Raw genomic sequence first — 18,268 nt, 5'->3', positions numbered from 1 at the left:
ATGAGCGAGCAACAATGGGTACACGCCTGCGACGTCGACGATATTGAAGAAGAGGACGTGATCCGGTTCGATCACGAGGACCGGACGTTTGCCGTTTATCGCACGGAAAAAGGGGACTTCTTCGCTTCAGACGGGTACTGCACGCATGAGCGGTTTCATTTGTCGAACGGGCTTGTGATGGGCAACGTCATCGAATGCCCGAAGCACAACGGCCGTTTCGACATTCCGAGCGGCGCGGCGAAACGCGCGCCTGTTTGCGTCGATTTGAAGACGTACCCGGTCAAAGTCGAGAGCGGCAAAGTGTGGATTCACATTTAACCACAATAGAATGGATAAGTTACCGGGCGTAGCGGAAATGTCAAATTTATTTGGCGATAAAACCAACCTCTAAATGCGGTCGCTCATCTTCGAGTTGCATCGATAGAGGTTTTCTCACAGCGGGAGGCGGCAAGATGAAAGAAGCGGGTATGGTCGTGATCGGAGCCGGCGAAGCCGGGGCGCGCGCAGTCGCCGAATTGCGCGAGCGCGGCTGGACCGGCGCGATTACGCTGATCGGAAACGAAGGGCATTGCCCGTACGAGCGGCCGCCGCTGTCGAAGCGGCAATTGACCGGCGAGGATGCGCCGGCGCCGGTGACCGTCCTCGGACAAAGCGATCTGGAGCGGCTCGACGTACGGTTCGCGCGCGGCGACGCGGCGGTGCGGATCGACCGGGACAGCCGTGAAGTCGAACTCGCGAGCGGCCGGCGCGTGCCGTACGAGCGGCTGCTGCTGGCGACCGGCGCGGCGCCGCGGCAGCTGGCGGCGCAAGGAAGCGGCGCGGGCGAGATCCTGTATTTGCGTCGCTTCGAAGATATGATGCGGCTGCGGGAGCGCCTTCGTCCGGAAACCCGGGCGGCGATCATCGGCGGCGGCTTTATCGGATTGGAAGCGGCGGCCAGCGCGCTTGCGCTCGGGTGCGCGGTCACGCTGATCGAAGTGGCGCCGCGCATATTGACGCGTGGCGTGCCGGAAGCGATCGCCCGGCGCATCGAGGCGCGGCATCGCGAGGCGGGCGTCATGTTTCGCATCGGTACGATGCTGGAAAGCATCGACCGCGAGGGTGACGATCTCGTCATCCGGCTGGCGGACGGCAGTGAAACGCGCTGCGATGCCGTCATCGCCGGCATCGGCGCCGTGCCGGAAACGGCGCTTGCCGCCGGCTGCGGTTTGACCGTGGCGAACGGGATCGTCGTCAACGAGCGGCTGCAAACAAGCGATCCGGCGATTTATGCGGCAGGCGATTGCTGCTCGTTCCCGCATCCGTTGTACGGCGGCCGGCACATCCGGCTCGAAGCGTGGCGCAATGCGCAGGATCAAGGCATGCACGCGGCGGCGGCTATGCTGGGCGCGGACGAACCGTATGCGGCGGTGCCGTGGTTTTGGTCCGACCAGTACGAGCTGACGCTGCAGGTAGCCGGCCTGCTGGACGGCGCCGCGTCGACGGTGGTGCGCGAGCTTGACGAAAGCGGCACGCTGTATTTCCACCTGGCGGACGATGGGCGGCTGCTTGCCGCCAGCGGCATCGGCCCGGAAGGCGGCGTGGCGAAAGACATTCGCCTGACCGAAATGCTGATCGCCAGACAGGCGCGTCCGCTGCCTGAAGCGCTGGCCGATCCCGCCGTCAAGCTCAAGCAACTGCTGCGCGACTAGGAGTCCGCATGTCGCTTGTCACGCTCCAGCCGATCGCGCATAATGGATGGTAGTCAGTGTCATGGAATGGATCGGATTGGAGTCGCGATATGAATGTAACGATCAGGCAAATCGCCGCCCAAGCCGGCGTCTCGCGCGGTACGGTAGACCGCGTGCTGAACGGCCGGCCGGGCGTCAAACCGGAAATCCGCGAAAAAATTATGAGGATCGCGGAAGAAATGCAATATGTGCCGAACGTGGCCGGCAAGGCGCTTGCGTTCAGCAAGAAGCCGGCCATGTTCGGCGTAGTGATGCCGCCGAAGGAGATCGATTTTTTCGACGACATTCGCAAGGGGATCGAATCGGCTGCCGCCGAGCTGAAAGGCTACGGCATCCAGCTGGAATACCGCCACGTCAACAACCGGCTGCCGGAGGATGGCGTCGACGCCATTCGCCGGCTGATTGCGGAAGGGGCGAGCGGCATCCTGTTCGCGGCGATGGATGACGAATCGATTCGGCTCAGCATCGACGATGCCGTCGAAAGGGGCGTGCCGGTCATTACGTTCAACACCGACGTCGAGCAATCGAAACGCACGTGCTTCGTCGGCCAGGATTTGCCGAAGAGCGGGCGCATCGCCGCCGGGCTGATGAGCCGCATGCTGCAAGAGAAGGCGCGGGTGCTTGTCGTCACCGGCAGCATGAAGTTTCACGCGCATCGCAGCCGGGTGGACGGGTTCAAGGCGGCGCTCGCCGGCAGCGGCATCGCCATTGTCCGGGTGATGGAAGGCTTCGACCTGTATGAGGATACGTACCGGCGCCTGACGGAAGCGCTGGCCGCGTATCCGGACATCGCCGGCATCTATATGGCGACCGGCCATGTCGGCGCCTGCCTGGACGCGGTTCGGGAGGCGGGCATCGAAGGCAAGGTACGCATCATTTGCAACGACTTGATGCCGGACACGGAAGCGGCCATGCGGCAGGGGAGGATCGACTGCACCATCGTGCAAAATCCGGTCCAGCAAGGCTACCGTTCGTTTCGCCTCCTGCACGACCTGGTGTTTGCCGGGAAGAAGCCGGAGAGCGAAACGATCTTCACCGAAACGAGCATCGTCATACCAGAAAGCCTGTAATGGCATGGAAAGGATGGTCGCCCATGACCCGGTATACGGTACGGGAAAGTTCGGATTCGTTTCCGAACGCGTATGAGTTGTTCGATGCGCAGCATCATGCTCGCGCGGTTGTGCTGCCGGAGTTCGGCAGCAACGCGATCGCGTTCGAAAGCGGCGGAAGCACGATCATTGAGCTTCCGCAGGATCGGCAGGCGTTCGTTGAAGGCTACGCCGACAAAACGATGTACGGCACGCCGATCCTGTTCCCGCCCAATCGCATTCGCGGGGGCAAGTTCGTTTTTGACGGCCGGAGCTACGAGCTGCCGCCCAATGAACCGCCGGACAATCATTTGCACGGCGAGTTGGGACGACGTGCATGGAACGTCGTCGAATACGGCGCAACGGAGGAAAGCGGCGCTTATGTGCGTTGCCGGTTCGATTATGCCGACCACCCGGATTTGCTGGCCACGTTCCCACATCCGCTGCGGTTTACGGCGATGCATTCGCTCAAGGATGGGATCTTGCGCCTGTCGATCGAGGTGTACAATGCGGGCGAACGGCAGGCGCCGTTTGCATTCGGTTTGCATCCGTATTTTGCGGTGCCGGCGAATGGCGACGGTTGTTCGCTGCATGTGCCGGCAGTCGACGAATGGCCGGTGACGAACCAGGCGTTCGTCAGCGGATTGCCGCAGCCGACGGCGTTCAGTGCCGCCATTGCCCGCGACGGCATCGACATCGGCGCGTACCCGCCGGCCGGCTGCAACATGCTGACGCTGCAAGCGGACGATCGCGTTAGCGCGATCGAAGTGAAAGCTGCCGGCTACCGCATTTGTTACCGCGTGGACCGGCAGTTCCCGTATTTGCTGCTGTTCAAGCCGCCGTGGTCGTCGGCGTTTTCGCTCGAGCCGTATACGTATGTGACGGATGCGTTCAATTTGCCGTATCCGGCGGAGCAGACGGGCGCTCGCGGCATCGCGCCGGGGGAAACGCTGGAGCTGCAAACGGAAGTGTGGATGGAGAAGGTATAGCTGTTGCTTGCATGGAAAAACCGCATGGAGGACGGGTGCCTTCGTGCGGTTTTTTTGTATGCTTATGATGCCGCGGAGCCCGCGAAGTGCTTGGCTGAAGCGCATGAAATGCGCTAAAGGCAAGTTCGTGTTGAGAAGATGTGCAAGTTCATACATGTAAGCTTCGATCAGCCCGTGCCGAGGCAGTAAGTTTCTGCTTCAAAGCAGTCCCGCACTCCACGATCGTCTCCGCCGTTCGCCCCGCTTACGAGTAGTGAATGATCGTGTAGATGCGAACGAGCGTGTCGCCGGTATTCCGGTACACATGGGGCTGGTCCGCGGCAAACCGGATGGCGTTGCCTTCGCCGACGTCGTAAGAATCGGGCCCGATGTCGACGGTCAGCGAGCCGGCGGACACCAGCACGAACTCCTCGACGCCGGCGTTGTGAGCTTCGGAAGCATGGGCGCAGCCGGGCTCCAGTTCCACGTCGTACACTTCGAATCGTTTGGCCGGGTCGAACGGAAACAGCGGGAACGAACGGAACTTGCCGTCCGCCTCCAGCAGCGGCTCCAATTCGTCCTTCGCAATGATCGCCACCTCCGCAGGCGGCTCCTCGATCAGCGAAGTGAAGCTCAGCCGCAGCCCGTTCGCGATTTTCCAAATCGTCGATATGGTCGGACTCGTTTCGCCGCGTTCGATCTGGCCAAGCATGCCTTTGCTGACGCCGGTCAGTTCGGCGACCTTGTCCAGACTGTATCCTCTCGTTTGACGGATCGATTTTAAATTCCGCCCCAGTTTGATATGAATGTGTTCCATCGTCTGCCGCCTCCCGGTCGAATCGCTACTGTCCATTGTAGCCGATAGGGCGCTCATTGTCGAAATAGGTGTTGTGCGATATAGAGTACAAATGTATAATATAAAGTACAAACTCAATCATTCGAGGTGGTCAACATGGCGGAAACGATGATAGCGCTTGTCAAAGAGAAACGGGAAGCGGGCGCGACGCTGAAGCGCATTCCGGTTCCAACCTGCGGAGCGGACGAGGTGCTGGTCAAGGTGAAGGCCAGCTCGATCTGCGGCACGGACCGGCATATTTACGAGTGGGATTCCTGGGCCGAGCAGACGGTTGCGACGCCGAACGTGTTCGGCCACGAGTTCGCCGGTGTCGTCGTCGAGGTCGGAGAACGCGTCACCGGCGTCAAACCGGGCGACCACGTATCCGGCGAAGGGCATATCGCCTGCGGGACGTGCAAAGCGTGCCGAACCGGTCTGGCGCACGTTTGTCCGAATACGCGCAGCTTCGGCATTACGGCGCCAGGCTGTTTCGCCGAATATGCGATCCTGCGCCGGGAGAACGTGATCGCCAACGCCGCCGACATGCCGTTCGAAGTAGCTTGCTTGCAGGACCCGTTCGGCAACGCGGTACAGACGGTGCTCGCCGGCGATATCGCCGGCAAGTCGATGGCGGTCGTCGGCGCCGGCGCAATCGGCCTGATGGCGATCGCCGCGGCCAAGGCGTGCGGCGCCGGGACGATCCTAGCGGTCGACGTCAATCCCTACAAGCTCAAGCTCGCCGCGGCGATGGGGGCCGATCACGTGCTGGACAGCTCGCAGCCGGGCGACGTTGCGGCGCGCATTCGCGAGCTTACCGACGGAATCGGAGCGGAAGTGGTGCTGGAGATGTCCGGCCATCCCGGCGGCATCCGCGACGCGTTCGAAGCGGCCGCGCAAGGAGCGCGCGTGTCGCTGCTCGGCATCCCGACGAAGCCGGTGCCGCTCGATTTGGCGCGGCACGTCATTTTCAAAGGGCTGCGGATCGACGGAATCACGGGGCGGCGCATGTTCGACACGTGGTACCAGATGAAAGGGCTGCTGGACAACGGACGCGTCGACTTGCGGCCGCTCGTGACGCACCGGTTCCCGCTCGACCGTTACGAGGAAGCGTTCGCGCTCGTTCGTTCCGGCGAATGCGCCAAAGTGGTATTTATCCATTGATTGAGATCGTTCGATAATCGGAAAGGAGCCGGAACGATGGCCAATTGGAATATTATAGAGGGAGAATTAGAGCAATTGCGCGCGGAGGGGCGATACCGGCCGCTGCGCGTCTGGGAGACGCCGCAAGGGACGTCGATGTTGTCCGGCGGCAAAACGTATTTGCAGCTGTCGTCCAACAACTACTTGGGACTGACGGGACACGAAGAAGTGAAGGCGGCGGCCATTCGAGCGGTCGAGACGTATGGCGCGGGCAGCGGTTCGGTCCGATCGATCGTCGGCACGCTCGACATTCATGCGGCGCTCGAAGCCGAACTGGCCCGGTTCAAAGGCACGGAAGCCGCTCTCGTGTTCCAGTCGGGCTACACGGCCAATCTGGCCGCGTTGTCCTCGATTCTGGGTGCGGACGACGTCGTCATCAGCGATGAGTTGAACCATGCCAGCATCATCGACGGCATCCGGCTGACGAAGGCTGCGCGCAAAGTATATGCGCACAAAAACATGGAGCAGTTGGAACGCCTGCTGCAGGAAAGCGCGACGTTCCGCCAGCGGGTGATAGTCACCGACGGCGTGTTCAGCATGGATGGCGACATCGCGCCGCTGCCCGATATCGTGGAGTTGGCCGAGCGCTACGACGCGCTCGTTTACGTCGACGACGCGCATGCGAGCGGCGTGCTCGGCGCCAGCGGCAAAGGCTCCGTCGAGCACTTCGGCTTGTACGGCCGCGTGCACGTGCAGATCGGCACGTTGTCCAAGGCGCTCGGCGTGACGGGCGGCTATGTTGCCGGCTCGCGCACGCTGATCGATTATTTGCTGCACAAGGCGCGGCCGTTTCTGTTCAGCACGGCGCAGACGCCGGCCACGGCGGCTTCCTGCCTGGCGGCGGTGAAGGTGCTGGCGGCCAATCCGCAGCTCGTGCGGCGGCTGTGGGACAACGCCGACTACATGCGTCGCAGCTTGCAGGCGCTCGGCTTCGACACCGGCGCCAGCGAAACGCCGATCATCCCGATCGTCGTTGGCGATCCGGCGACAACGGCGCGATTCTCCGACCGGTTGGCGGAGGAAGGCTTGTTCGCGCAGAGCATCGTGTTCCCGATGGTGGCGTGGGATAAAGGCCGGGTGCGGCTGATCGTTACCGCGGCGCACAGCCGGGAGCAGCTCGACTCGGCGCTGGCAAGCCTTACGCGGATCGGCACAGCGGAAGGCCTGCTGCGGCAATAGCCTCCAGGCGGCTCGGCGTTAAGTCGCTGGAACGATTGGAGCCGTGCGCTCATATATATGTAGAGCGGGGCGAACCATTTATTTGCTGTTTACGCTGGCGCGATTTTCTGCTATTATAATGGCAACATTTCATACATGCTATGACGAGACGAGTAAATTCGGGAACCTCTTTCCCAGAGAGCTCCGGTACGCTGCAAAGGAGCAAAGAGCCCCCAATTGAACAAAGACTCCGAGCAGCGCGTTGGAACCGGTCGTCAGATCGGGGATGGCGCGACAGGCGCTCCTGTTACAGAGCTAGCGTATAATCATGGCAAGTTTGTCGATTGCGATGCCGTACGCGAAGAGGCGAATATGGCGACATATTGGCGAATATGGGTGGTAACGCGAGATAACCAATCTCGCCCCTGGCGGTTTTCCGTCTTGGGGCGGGATTTTTTGTTGCCGCCGATAGGGTTTATTTATCGGGAAGGGGAAGGATGACAAGGATGACAACACAAAAATTGAAAGCCGGCATCGTCGGCGGTACAGGTATGGTCGGACAGCGTTTCGTTCAGCTGCTGGATAATCATCCGTGGTTTGAAGTGACGGCAATTGCGGCAAGCGCCGGTTCGGCGGGCAAAACATACGAAGAAGCGGTACGGGGCCGCTGGAAGCTGGTCGATCCGATTCCGGACGCGGTCAAATCGATCGTTGTACAGGACGCCTCGAACGTGGAGGAAGTAGCGGCCGGCGTTGATTTCGTCTTTTGCGCGGTGGATATGAAGAAACAGGAAATTCAGGCGCTCGAGGAGGCGTATGCCCGCACGGGAACGCCGGTCATCTCCAACAACTCGGCGCACCGCTGGACGCCGGATGTGCCGATGGTGATCCCGGAAGTGAACCCGGGCCATCTCGACGTGATCGCGGCGCAGCGCAAGCGGCTCGGCACCGAAACCGGCTTCATCGCCGTCAAGCCGAACTGCTCGATCCAGAGCTATGTGCCGATGCTGCACGCGCTGCAGGAATTTGGGCCGACGCAGGTGGTCGCTACGACATACCAAGCGATTTCCGGCGCGGGTAAAGGGTTTGCCGACTGGCCGGAGATGGTCGACAACGTCATCCCGTATATCGGCGGCGAAGAAGAGAAGAGCGAGCAGGAGCCGCTGCGCATTTGGGGCGACATCGTCAATAACGAGATCGTCAAAGCGAGCGCGCCGCACATCACGACGCAATGCATTCGCGTGCCGGTGACGGACGGCCATTTGGCCGCGGTATTCGTGTCGTTCGCGAACAAGCCGACGAAGGAGCAAATTATTGCGCGTTGGCAGCAATACAGCGGCCGTCCGCAGGAGCTCGGCTTGCCCAGCGCGCCGCAGCAGTTCATCACTTACTTCGAAGAAGACAACCGGCCGCAGACGAAAGTCGACCGCGACATCGAGCGCGGCATGGGCATCACGGCAGGCCGGCTGCGCGAAGATTCGCTGTACGACTATAAATTCGTCGGATTGTCGCACAACACCGTCCGCGGCGCTGCCGGGGGCGCGGTGCTGATCGCCGAGCTGCTGAAGGCGGAAGGATACATCCAGGCGAAAGCGAAGTAAGCGAGGTCATGCGGTAAAAAAGCGCCCGTCAGTCCCCAGTGGAGGAATGACGGCGCTTTTTTATCGTTTCGTCGCGGGATGGATTTCCCGACGACCCGTTAGTTCAACAAATTTTTCGGCACCATACTTTCCGAGAAAGCATCTCCGGATTCAATCGTGATGAATTTGATTTCACCTTCCAATAATTGATAAATATAGTAGTAGGGTTCAGTTATTCCCGTTAAATCATAATCGGTAACAATCAGTACACTTGATATACTCCGTCAGTTTTTCGGGCGAGTCGGCGCGGAGCACGCCGATCTCCCGGTGACTGACAAACCTCAGAAGCTGCTCTTCGTCGTACTCGTTCTCATTGCCGATCGCGATGACGAGTCTGACCGCCTCTCATTTTTTCGATTTCGAGCTCCGAGGCGAGCAATTGGATCGCTTTGGCGGTTGCCGTTTCGCTGCTTGTCGAAACATCGGACCAAATGAAGTTTTCGACTGGCACCGCATCGGGACCTATCAACCAACTGGCTGTGCTTGAGAACTGAATGGCTCTCATTTTGATCTGAACTTCGGGGTGGGAAGAGACGACTTTGCGGATTTCGGGGATCGCTTCGCGAATAGCCTGATTCAAGCTGGCGATCTTCTTTCCTTCCATGGAGCTCGAGCAGTCGACTATCCAAAAAAAGTGGAGCGTCCGCTTCGCGATCGTAACTTCCAATACAGGAATATCCATCGTGCGATCTCCTTGTTTTTGCTATATTTTATGGGGCTATTATACATCAATTGGGAGTATGATCCTGCAAAATATTACATTATCGGCTAAAATCCGCGTTCGATGAAACGGAGCACCAAAAGCATCGCTCCCTGTTTGAGGGAATGGGCAATTTAACGTAAAATAGAAATAAGTATTATTTTTTGATTTTCTGTAATCGATCCTTGGTTGTTACAAAGGAGAACAATGGACCCGCAAATTAAAAAACTTTTCAAAGACGAAATGGCCAACGAAGGCGCCGCACGATTCAGGGTGCCTCCCAAATCTCTCTCCTTCATCGGCGGATTTCAAAATTTTATTTATTCCTATACTCGTGAAGGAAGCAAATACATTCTCCGCTTCACGCCTAGTACCTTGCGTACTCCGGAAGGATTAGAAGCCGAATTGGACTGGATTCGTTATTTGGCGGAAAATGGAGTGTCAGTCTCCGAACCGATCTTGTCTGCTCAGGGCATAGGCATTGAATGTGTTCAAGGCGAGAATATCGCTTTTTACGTGACCTCCTTCAAGCATGCGCCTGGCCGCAAAATCGGTTACCCTGAATGTCTCGGTAATCCCCGACTCTACGAGCGTTGTGGCCGATTGACCGGCCGTCTGCATGAACTTTCCAAACGGTACAAACCTTCGTTTAAGAGACACTCGTGGGAACGCAATGGATACCTCCTTCAGGCCCGAAACTACATACCGCATGAGGATCAACCTGTGTTGTACGCTCTTGATGTGCTGAAAGCGCATTTGGCGAATCTGCCTGTCACTTCAAACAATTTTGGCTTAATCCATGGGGATATCAATGTCGGCAATTTTACGATTGATGACGCGGACGAAATCACACTCTTTGACTTCGATGAATGTCAATACAGTTGGTATGCCGAAGATATTGCCATTCAGCTCTATTATCTTCTTTATGTTTTTGGGGAGGGTTCGAAATCGGAGCGGAAAGTGCAGTATGATCTGTTCATGGAGCATTTTGTACGAGGATATGAAGAGGATGGCCGTCGACTACCGGACGGCTGGAAGCAACAACTGCCGCTTCTTCTTCGACTTCGTGAAATTATCGTATATGTAGGCATGAACCGAAGTTGGGACCTGCGGCAACCGGACATTTGGACCCGCGATTTTCTGCGAGATAGCCGGATGCGAATGACAAACGGCCTCTCGTTGATAGACGATTTTCTTTAATCCTCAACAAATGGGCAGGACAGCCCCAATAAGTGGTTCATACGAAAAACGAAAACAAGGAGTAACGATGAAGCACATTGTTTTGATTTTTTTGTTTATTTCCATGCTTTGTGTAACTGGAGGGTGCAAGAATGCTGACCCTTCGTTGAGTGTGGTTGGAGACGCTTTGGGTCATGCAGAAAAAACAATGAGAGATAAAGGCTTCATTACAGCCAGTAGTTTCCAACCAGAGGAGTACGCCAAATTTAGAATCATGGCAGGTAATCATACATCTAAGGAAGAAGCGAAAGAATTAGTAGAAAACTTTCTCCGCGCCTTTGAAAGCCGCTTGGAGGACATTGAAAAATTTTATCAGACCCATGAAATCATATTCGATATTAAATCAGATCAAGATGGTGAAATTCTCTTTAGCGGTAAGAAAGATCATGATCAAAAAATATGGTGGCAATTTTGATTTTATTGATTTTCCTCCAGGGGGCTTAATCATATTTACTGCTTGGGTGATAACGACAATAAGGAATTTCTGCAATCTTTTCATCGGTTAATGGTACCTGAACGGGAATTTATTCTGAAGGTATTCCACGGCGGGCAATTGACATAGAAGCGGTTGCTGCATTAACGCCGGATAACGAAAATAGCCCATGAAAAATGGCTTATTTGCCCGATTTGGCACACCCCGTCGGAAATAGCCAGTGAAAACATGGCTTATTTGCCCCGCCAGGCCCCGAATCAGGCCTTTTTGCCGAAATAGCCAATGATTTCACTGGCTATTCTAGCGAGTCTGGCCAATTAAGGTGAAATAGGCAATAAAACATGGCCTATTTTTCCAAACGCTTCATCGAAGCGGCACAATAAGCGAATTTGTTTAGTTGGCGGTGGGGGGAACGCCGTGCTTACAACGCCATTGTTTCATTTTACAGGCAGCGCTCCATCTGCTGCTTCCATAGCTCCTGATAGGTGCCGGTGCGTTGTAATAATTCCTCGTGAGTTCCCCTGTCTGCAAGGCGGCCTTCGTCCAGCAGGAAAATTTCGTCCGAACGCAGGGCAATATCGAGGCGGTGCGTAATGAAGAGCATCGTGGTCCCTTTTCGCGCTGCGATCAAACGGGTTAACAAGCGTCTTTCGGTTCCTTGATCCAGCGCGGAGGTTGCCTCGTCCAGGATAAGGACAGCAGGCTTGCGAAGCAGCGCGCGCGCAATGCTGATCCGCTGTCGTTCCCCTCCCGAAATTTGAAGCGCCTGCTCCCCCACTCGAGTATGCAAGCCGTCGGGAAGACGGGAGATCCACTGCTCCAGTTCGGCGATTTGCACGGCTTCGCGGATGGCCTCGAGACTGGCATTTTCGGTGCCGTACAGGATATTGTCCAGAATCGTTCCGCTTCGGAGCATAACATCTTGCGTAACGCAGAGTACCGATCGCCTCAGCCAAACAGAGTCGACAGCCGCAAGTGGAATATCGTTCAATAAAATGCTGCCCGCTGCCGGCTCTTGCAGACCGAGAAGAACGTCAGCCAAGGTAGATTTGCCCGACCCCCGATATCCGACGATGGACACAATAGCGCCCGGCGGGATACGAAAATGGATATCGTCCAGTATGGTCCGGCTTTCATGCCGGAATGTGATGCCTTTCGCTTCCAACGCAAGGGGCCCGTCCGGAACGATCCCCTTGTGCGGCTGTGCTGCCGGGAAGGCGATATCTGCGATGCGGTCGACCGCCGGTCCTATTTTGACAGCGGTTATGGCCATATCGATCATGGAAATACCGAAAGGCCGAAGCCAGTTATAGACAGCAACGAAGGCAACCAAGGAGCCAACGGTCATGCTTCCATTCAGCACGAACCATCCGCCGGCCGTATACATCAAGACAAGCGACCCCGCATTCAAGGCGGCATGGATCAAACGAGCCTGATGATCGGCAAGGAGGCTGCGGCGAGTATGTTCCCACTCCCGATGAAGGCATTCTTTGACGTTGCTGAGCGCCTTGGCATCTTGCCCCGACGATTTAAGGAAAGCCGCTCCGGAAATCAGTTCCCTCACGGTTTCGGAGATGATGGAATTGTGGCGCGCCGTTTCCGCCGCTTTTTGCTTGACTTGCCGGCCAAGGCTCGACATCAGCATGGCCTGTCCCGCCCACACGGCCAGGACGACGGAAGCAAGCAAGGGCTGCAGCACGAGCAGAATCGTTGAACCAACGAGGATCGTCACCACATGAAACATCATAAACCCGATATGCCCGTTCATCATGTCGGTAATGAAACGGGTATCATCAAGGATGCGAGTAAGAAGATCGCCCATCCGGTTCTGGCGCAGCCATCTCAGCGGCCTGTGCTGAATGCCGTTGAACAAATCGGCCTGGCCGCGGCCGGACAGCTGCAGCATAAAACGTCCCCATACGTTCTCCCAAACGATCATGATACTTCCCATAATCGGCGCCGCTACCATACAGATGGAGACGAGGATCAAAAGGTTCCAGTCCTGCCGGGGAAGCACGGTTTCCAGCACGTATTTGGACAAAAACGGAGGAACCATATAGAGAAGGGCGCCGGTAATATTTTTCATGAGGATAAGAAGCAAGTTCAACCGATAAGGAAAAATGTGCTGCCGTACGTAGCCGGCAACGGCATGCCGCTTAGCGGATAACGGGAGCGTGCTCCGGCGCACGGCGATCACCTCCCCGAGCAGCGGAATCCGCTTCCGTTTGGCCGTCTTCCTGACGGAACAGCATCGCATATAAACCGTCTTTGCGCAGGAGTTCTTCGTGAGTGCCAACCTCTACCAGTTCGCCATGGTCCATGACAAGGATTCGGTCGGCCAGGGACGCGGCGCGCAGACGATGGGTGACGCTGATTCGCGTAATTCCGCTTGCGTGCTCGGACAGCGCCTTCAGCACGGCTGTTTCGCTCTTCTGATCCAGCGAGGAGGTCGCTTCGTCAAGCAGCAGAAGGTCGGGCTTCCCCAGCATGGTGCGTACCAACCGGACTAGCTGGCGCTGACCGCCCGAAAGCGTTTCGCCGTTCGGACCGATTTCGGAATCATAGCCGGAAGGAAGCTTCGACACGATGTCTTCCGCCCCAAAAGCTTTCATCCACATGTCCAGCGTCTCCCGATCGGCCTCTCCAAGATAGGTCAAGTTGCGGAAAAGGCTGTCGCGGAACAAAATCCCCTCCTGCATGACATAACCGATTCTGCGCCTAAGATGCGTTGCGTCCAGTTCGCCCGTCGGCATGCCGCCGATGCGGATTTCGCCTGCCGTCGGCTCTTGCAGCCGGAGCAGTAGCTTGAGCAGGGTGCTTTTGCCCGAACCGCTCGGCCCGACGATCGCCACGTTCTCGCCAGGCGCAATGGTGAAATGAAGATTGCGCAGCACTTCGCCGCGTTCTCCGGTAGCATGCACGCCTGCAAACGAAATCGGCAGCCCGCGAAAATCCGCCGGTTTGCGCAACCCGTCCCGCTTGCCAATCTCCGCCGGCAGCTGCAAATATTCGATCATTCCATTGATTCGAACCTTGATGTCGGCCAAGCTTACATACAGCCCGAAGAATGAACGCACCGGCGCATTAATCGCCGGAATGAAAGCGATAATCGTCACCAATTGGCCGACGGTGGCTTCTCCGGTGACCATTTGCCATCCCGCAAAAACGAAAACGAGAGCCGGAGCCAAAGAATCGGGAATGCGCGGAAACGTTCGATACCAGCTGTCGACAATCCCATCCTTATACAGGAGGTCGGCCCGGCTGTTTTGCTCGGCGGCGAAAGCTGCGAATTCCTTGCGTTCGGTTCCATACAGCTTGATCTGCTTCAACGAATCCAGTTTTTCCAGCAGGCTTTGCCGGATCCGGGCATCGTGAGCGACCAAATCTTTTCGAAACGAACCGCGTTTTCTGCCATAAAGCTGAACCGGGATAAACAACAGGACGAAGGAAGCAAGGAGAATGACCGCAAGCAACCCGTTCCAGCGAATCAGCACGGCCATCGCCACACAGGCGAGCAACAGCTCCTGGACGAAGGAAGGAAGCGTGGACAGACCGAATTTCTGGATGACCTTCGTATCCTTCGTGCATCGTTGAAGCAGCTCTCCGCGTGCAGTTTTCGTGAAAAAGTCATAAGAGGTGCGAAGCACGCTTGCCAGCATCTCTTCGGTCAGCGAGCAGGCCAAGCCGACCATCGTTCTGGAAGACACATAGGTTCGAACGGCGCCGCACAGCTCCGACAGCAGCAGGGCAACCAGCAGCAGCACGGCGATTGCGGTCATGCCTTGTCCGCCATTGTTCACGATGGCATCCATCATCCTGCCGATCAACAGGGGAGCGGCTCCTCCACATAGCGCACCTATCACGGTCAACAAGGCAATCAGCAGGAACGCGCCTTTTGCACGGCCCAGCAATTTGGCAAAAAATACGAACCAATTCGGTAAAGGCAACAAGAGAAGGTTCCCTCCGAACAAGTGAAAGTGCCATTATCTTAGCAATCGCTTCCCGGAAGTGTCAAAGGTTAAAAACGCATGTTCGCCTTTTTGAGTCGGTCGACGCCGCTTTGGATGAGGGCGTTTTCTGAAAATGAATGCTCCCGTTTGCTCGTTCATTCTCGCTGATACACGGAACGCGATAAGAAAGTCCTATTTTTCAAGAATCCTCTCCATAAACCCGGTGGCCGCACTGGAAAGCGGCACGCCCCGCATCGTCATGACGCCCACGTGGGAGGGCGGCAGCTGGATGTTCAATTGAATCTCGAAAAGGGACCCCTCCTCCAGCTCTCGGGAGACAAATTCCCTCGTAATGTACGAAATCCCGATTCCTCTCCGCGCGAACTCGATGAGCAGATCGACGCTTCCGACCTCGATTTCCGGCTTGAGCGTGTGGCCGTAGCTGTGGAACAACTCCGTAATCGCCATGCGGGCCCGGCTGTTCCGGGAGAACAGGATGACGGGGTACTGCAGAAGCATCTCCACCGTCAGCACCTTGTCCTTAAGCTCCCCATAGAGCGCGCCTGCCACAAAACAATCCTGCAGCTGGTAGCTCTCGCGCACTTCCAGATGGGAATCCACGATCGGCATCCGCACAACCCCCATGTCGATCGCTCCTTCTTTGAGAAAAGCGATGATTTCCGGCGTCGTTCCGTGCTTGAGATGCAGCTTGACGCCGGGATGCCGCTGCCGGAATTTCTCCAGGTGCGGAAGCAAGTAGTGCTTGAACAGCGAGTCGCTTCCTCCGATCCGCAGCTCGCCGCTTTCCAGATTCTTCAGCGCGGCCATCTTTTCTTCGGCCATTGCGATCAAGAGGTGGGACTGCTCGATATAGGAATACAACACGGCGCCTTCTTGCGTCAACGCCACGCCTTTGGCATTGCGGTGAAACAGCGTGATGCCGAAGCGGTCCTCCAACTGCTTGATGGCATGGCTGACACTCGGCTGCGTGAGATAGAGCGCTTTGGCCGCCTGGGTCAGGCTTCCCGTCTTCGCGGCCCAATAAAACACCTTGTACAATTCGTAATTATTGGTCATAGACATGGTCTATATCCCCCATGAAAACTATCGATTACATGCATGTGTGTTAATCGTATTATAGTGAAACTGCGAGTGAGAAGCCATAGCTCAAATCCAAACCGTTCACTTCCAATTTCCCTATCGAAAAGGAGAGTAACATGTCTACGAATATGCAATCGATCGAACAACTGTCGATAGACACGATTCGAACGCTGTCCATCGACGCCGTCAACAGCGCCAATTCCGGGCACCCGGGGCTGCCGATGGGCGCCGCGCCAATGGCTTACGCCCTTTGGTCCAGCCACCTTCGGCACAATCCGGGCAACGCCAAATGGTTCAACCGCGACCGCTTCGTTTTGTCGGCGGGTCACGGCTCGGCTCTGTTGTACAGCCTCCTGCATTTGTCCGGCTACGCGGTGACGCTCGACGACTTGAAGCAGTTCCGCAAGCTGAACAGCAAGACGCCGGGACATCCCGAATTCGGGCACACGGATGGCGTGGATGCCACGACCGGCCCGCTCGGGCAAGGGATTGCCAATGCCGTGGGGATGGCGATGGCGGAAGCCCATTTGGCCGCAAAATACAATAAGCAAGGCTTCCCGGTGATTGATCATCACACCTACGCGCTTGTCGGCGACGGCTGTCTGATGGAGGGAATCTCCTACGAGGCGATGTCGATGGCCGGGCATATGAAGCTTGGCAAATTGATTGTGCTCTACGATTCGAACGACATCTCTTTGGATGGCGAGCTTAACCTTTCATTCAGCGAAAATATGCAAAAGAGAGCCGAGTCGGCGAATTGGCAATACTTGCGCGTCGAAGACGGCAACGACATCGCGCAGATCGCCGAAGCGATCGCCGCCGCGAAGCGGAACGATTCGCAACCGACGCTAATCGAAGTCCGAACGATAATTGGATACGGAAGCAAAGTAGCGGGAACGAATAAAGTGCACGGCAATCCGCTCGGCAAAGACGAGGCGAAAGCGACCAAAGCCGTATACGGCTGGCCTTACGAGGAAGAGTTCGTCGTGCCGGAGCCGGTCAGGGCGCATTTTGGCAAATGGAAAGCCAAAGGCGCGGCCAGAGAAGAAGAGTGGAACCGTCTGGTAGCCTCCTATGCGCAGCAATACCCTGCGCAGGGCGAAGAGCTGGCGAAGGCGATCGGCGGCGCCGTAACGGTCGATGCCGCAAACATTCTTGCATTTGACGTGTCCAGATCGATCTCGACCCGCGTCGCCAGCGGCGAAGCGATCAACCACTACCTGAAAACCGTCCCTTCGATCTTCGGCGGCAGCGCGGACTTGTCCCATTCGACGATGACGGATATCAAAGGCGAGCAGAAGTTTGCGGTGCAATCGTATGCCGGCCGCAACGTTTACTTCGGCGTTCGCGAGCACGCGATGGGAGCCGCCGGCAACGGAATGGCGCTGCATGGCGGCGTCAAGGCGTTCGTCAGCACGTTTTTCGTTTTCTGCGACTATTTGCGTCCTTCGATCCGTCTGGCCGCGCTGCAGAAGCTTCCGGTCATTTATGTGTTCACCCACGATTCCGTCGCCGTCGGGGAAGACGGACCTACGCACGAGCCGGTGGAGCATTTGGCCGCGCTGCGCACGATACCGGGTTTGACGGTCATCCGGCCGACCGATGCGAATGAGACTGCCAGTGCATGGGCGTACGCACTCGAGAAGAAGGAAGGGCCGGTCGCCCTCGTGCTGAGCAGGCAGAACTTGCCGATTTACGAAGCGACCAAAGCCAACAAGGCGGAAGTAAGCAAAGGAGCGTACGTTCTGGCGGAAACGAACGACAAGCCGGACGTCGTCCTGATCGGAACCGGCTCGGAAGTGTCACTGGCCATGAACGCCAAAGCGGAACTGGAGAAAGAGCAAATCTCCGTTCGCGTAGTCGCCATGCCGTGCCGCGAGCTGTTCGACCGCCAGCCGGAAAGCTACAAGGCAAGCATTCTTCCCGATTCCGTAACGAAGCGGATCACCATCGAAGCCGGCATTTCATTAGGATGGGAGCGCTATGCGGGCAAAGACGGCAAGGTGTTGTCGATCGATACGTTCGGCGTTTCCGGACCGGGCGGCGAAGCGATGGAATATTTCGGTTTTTCCGTGAAAAATGTCGTGCAATTGGCGAAGCAGTTGCTGAGTCTGTAATAAAGAAAGCGGAGGAGCTGCGGATGCGGCTCCTTTTTGGTTTGTGACGATGCAAACGCTATTGACATCCCGGCTACTGCGTGTTACTTTATAGTGGTAGTAAGTAATA

At 57.0% G+C, this 18,268-nt stretch carries 15 protein-coding genes; 10 read left to right on the top strand and 5 right to left on the bottom strand.

Translation table 11 applies throughout. The features are described from left to right. The 4 genes from EXY20_RS32575 (at position 1) to EXY20_RS32560 (ending at position 3,807) form a co-directional block, all read left to right on the top strand. Positions 1-318, top strand: coding sequence for a MocE family 2Fe-2S type ferredoxin (locus EXY20_RS32575; protein ID WP_135556601.1), 318 nt, complete (start codon positions 1-3; stop codon positions 316-318). A 134-nt stretch (positions 319-452) separates the two neighbouring features. After that, positions 453-1,691, top strand: a complete 1,239-nt coding sequence (locus EXY20_RS32570) for an NAD(P)/FAD-dependent oxidoreductase (RefSeq protein ID WP_135556600.1) — start codon at positions 453-455, stop codon at positions 1,689-1,691. A gap of 89 nt (positions 1,692-1,780) precedes the next feature. Continuing rightward, on the top strand, positions 1,781-2,800 hold the full coding sequence (locus tag EXY20_RS32565) for a LacI family DNA-binding transcriptional regulator (protein WP_135556599.1): 1,020 nt from the start codon (positions 1,781-1,783) through the stop codon (positions 2,798-2,800). 23 nt (positions 2,801-2,823) lie between these two features. Then, positions 2,824-3,807, top strand: a complete 984-nt coding sequence (locus EXY20_RS32560; RefSeq protein WP_135556598.1) for an aldose 1-epimerase — start codon at positions 2,824-2,826, stop codon at positions 3,805-3,807. Positions 3,808-4,051: 244 nt separating this feature from the next. On the opposite strand, the gene EXY20_RS32555 is transcribed toward EXY20_RS32560, so the two are convergent. Beyond that, positions 4,052-4,603, bottom strand: a complete 552-nt coding sequence (locus EXY20_RS32555; RefSeq protein ID WP_135556597.1) for a helix-turn-helix domain-containing protein — start codon at positions 4,601-4,603, stop codon at positions 4,052-4,054. Between the two features lie 135 nt (positions 4,604-4,738). Here EXY20_RS32555 and tdh point away from each other — a divergent pair, with 135 nt between their 5' ends. From tdh to asd, 3 genes are all read left to right on the top strand, one after another. Further along, positions 4,739-5,782 carry an L-threonine 3-dehydrogenase gene (gene tdh, locus EXY20_RS32550; protein ID WP_135556596.1) on the top strand — a complete coding sequence of 348 codons (1,044 nt, stop codon included), beginning with the start codon at positions 4,739-4,741 and terminating at the stop codon, positions 5,780-5,782. Positions 5,783-5,818: 36 nt separating this feature from the next. Continuing rightward, on the top strand, positions 5,819-7,000 hold the full coding sequence (locus EXY20_RS32545) for a glycine C-acetyltransferase (RefSeq protein ID WP_135556595.1): 1,182 nt from the start codon (positions 5,819-5,821) through the stop codon (positions 6,998-7,000). A gap of 485 nt (positions 7,001-7,485) precedes the next feature. Next, positions 7,486-8,580 carry an aspartate-semialdehyde dehydrogenase gene (gene asd / locus EXY20_RS32540; RefSeq protein ID WP_135556594.1) on the top strand — a complete coding sequence of 365 codons (1,095 nt, stop codon included), beginning with the start codon at positions 7,486-7,488 and terminating at the stop codon, positions 8,578-8,580. A 349-nt stretch (positions 8,581-8,929) separates the two neighbouring features. On the opposite strand, the gene EXY20_RS32535 is transcribed toward asd, so the two are convergent. Beyond that, positions 8,930-9,301 (bottom strand): vWA domain-containing protein, encoded by a 372-nt coding sequence (locus tag EXY20_RS32535; protein WP_135556593.1) that lies wholly within the window; start codon positions 9,299-9,301, stop codon positions 8,930-8,932. 225 nt (positions 9,302-9,526) lie between these two features. Here EXY20_RS32535 and EXY20_RS32530 point away from each other — a divergent pair, with 225 nt between their 5' ends. After that, positions 9,527-10,519: a phosphotransferase enzyme family protein gene (locus EXY20_RS32530; protein WP_135556592.1), complete on the top strand. Its 993-nt coding sequence runs from the start codon at positions 9,527-9,529 to the stop codon at positions 10,517-10,519. 67 nt (positions 10,520-10,586) lie between these two features. Then, positions 10,587-10,973: a hypothetical protein gene (locus EXY20_RS32525; protein ID WP_135556591.1), complete on the top strand. Its 387-nt coding sequence runs from the start codon at positions 10,587-10,589 to the stop codon at positions 10,971-10,973. Between the two features lie 460 nt (positions 10,974-11,433). Here EXY20_RS32525 and EXY20_RS32520 read toward each other — a convergent pair whose 3' ends face one another. From EXY20_RS32520 to EXY20_RS32510, 3 genes are all read right to left on the bottom strand, one after another. After that, positions 11,434-13,077, bottom strand: a complete 1,644-nt coding sequence (locus EXY20_RS32520) for an ABC transporter ATP-binding protein (protein WP_268966448.1) — start codon at positions 13,075-13,077, stop codon at positions 11,434-11,436. Positions 13,078-13,147: 70 nt separating this feature from the next. Then, the gene (locus EXY20_RS32515) at positions 13,148-14,863 is read right to left on the bottom strand and encodes an ABC transporter ATP-binding protein (RefSeq protein ID WP_268966447.1); all 1,716 of its coding nucleotides are present in this window, start codon (positions 14,861-14,863) and stop codon (positions 13,148-13,150) included. A gap of 270 nt (positions 14,864-15,133) precedes the next feature. Continuing rightward, positions 15,134-16,018, bottom strand: a complete 885-nt coding sequence (locus EXY20_RS32510; protein ID WP_135556637.1) for a LysR family transcriptional regulator — start codon at positions 16,016-16,018, stop codon at positions 15,134-15,136. A 140-nt stretch (positions 16,019-16,158) separates the two neighbouring features. Between EXY20_RS32510 and tkt the strand changes: the two genes are divergently transcribed. Further along, complete coding sequence (gene tkt / locus EXY20_RS32505; RefSeq protein ID WP_235886303.1) at positions 16,159-18,159, top strand: transketolase; 2,001 nt, start codon at positions 16,159-16,161, stop codon at positions 18,157-18,159. Positions 18,160-18,268 lie beyond the last annotated feature (109 nt).

The sequence above is a fragment of the Paenibacillus cymbidii genome (genome assembly GCF_004764705.1).
Taxonomy (GTDB): Bacteria; Bacillota; Bacilli; order Paenibacillales; family NBRC-103111; genus Paenibacillus_AN; species Paenibacillus_AN cymbidii.
This window is presented reverse-complemented; position numbering and strand designations above follow the sequence as displayed.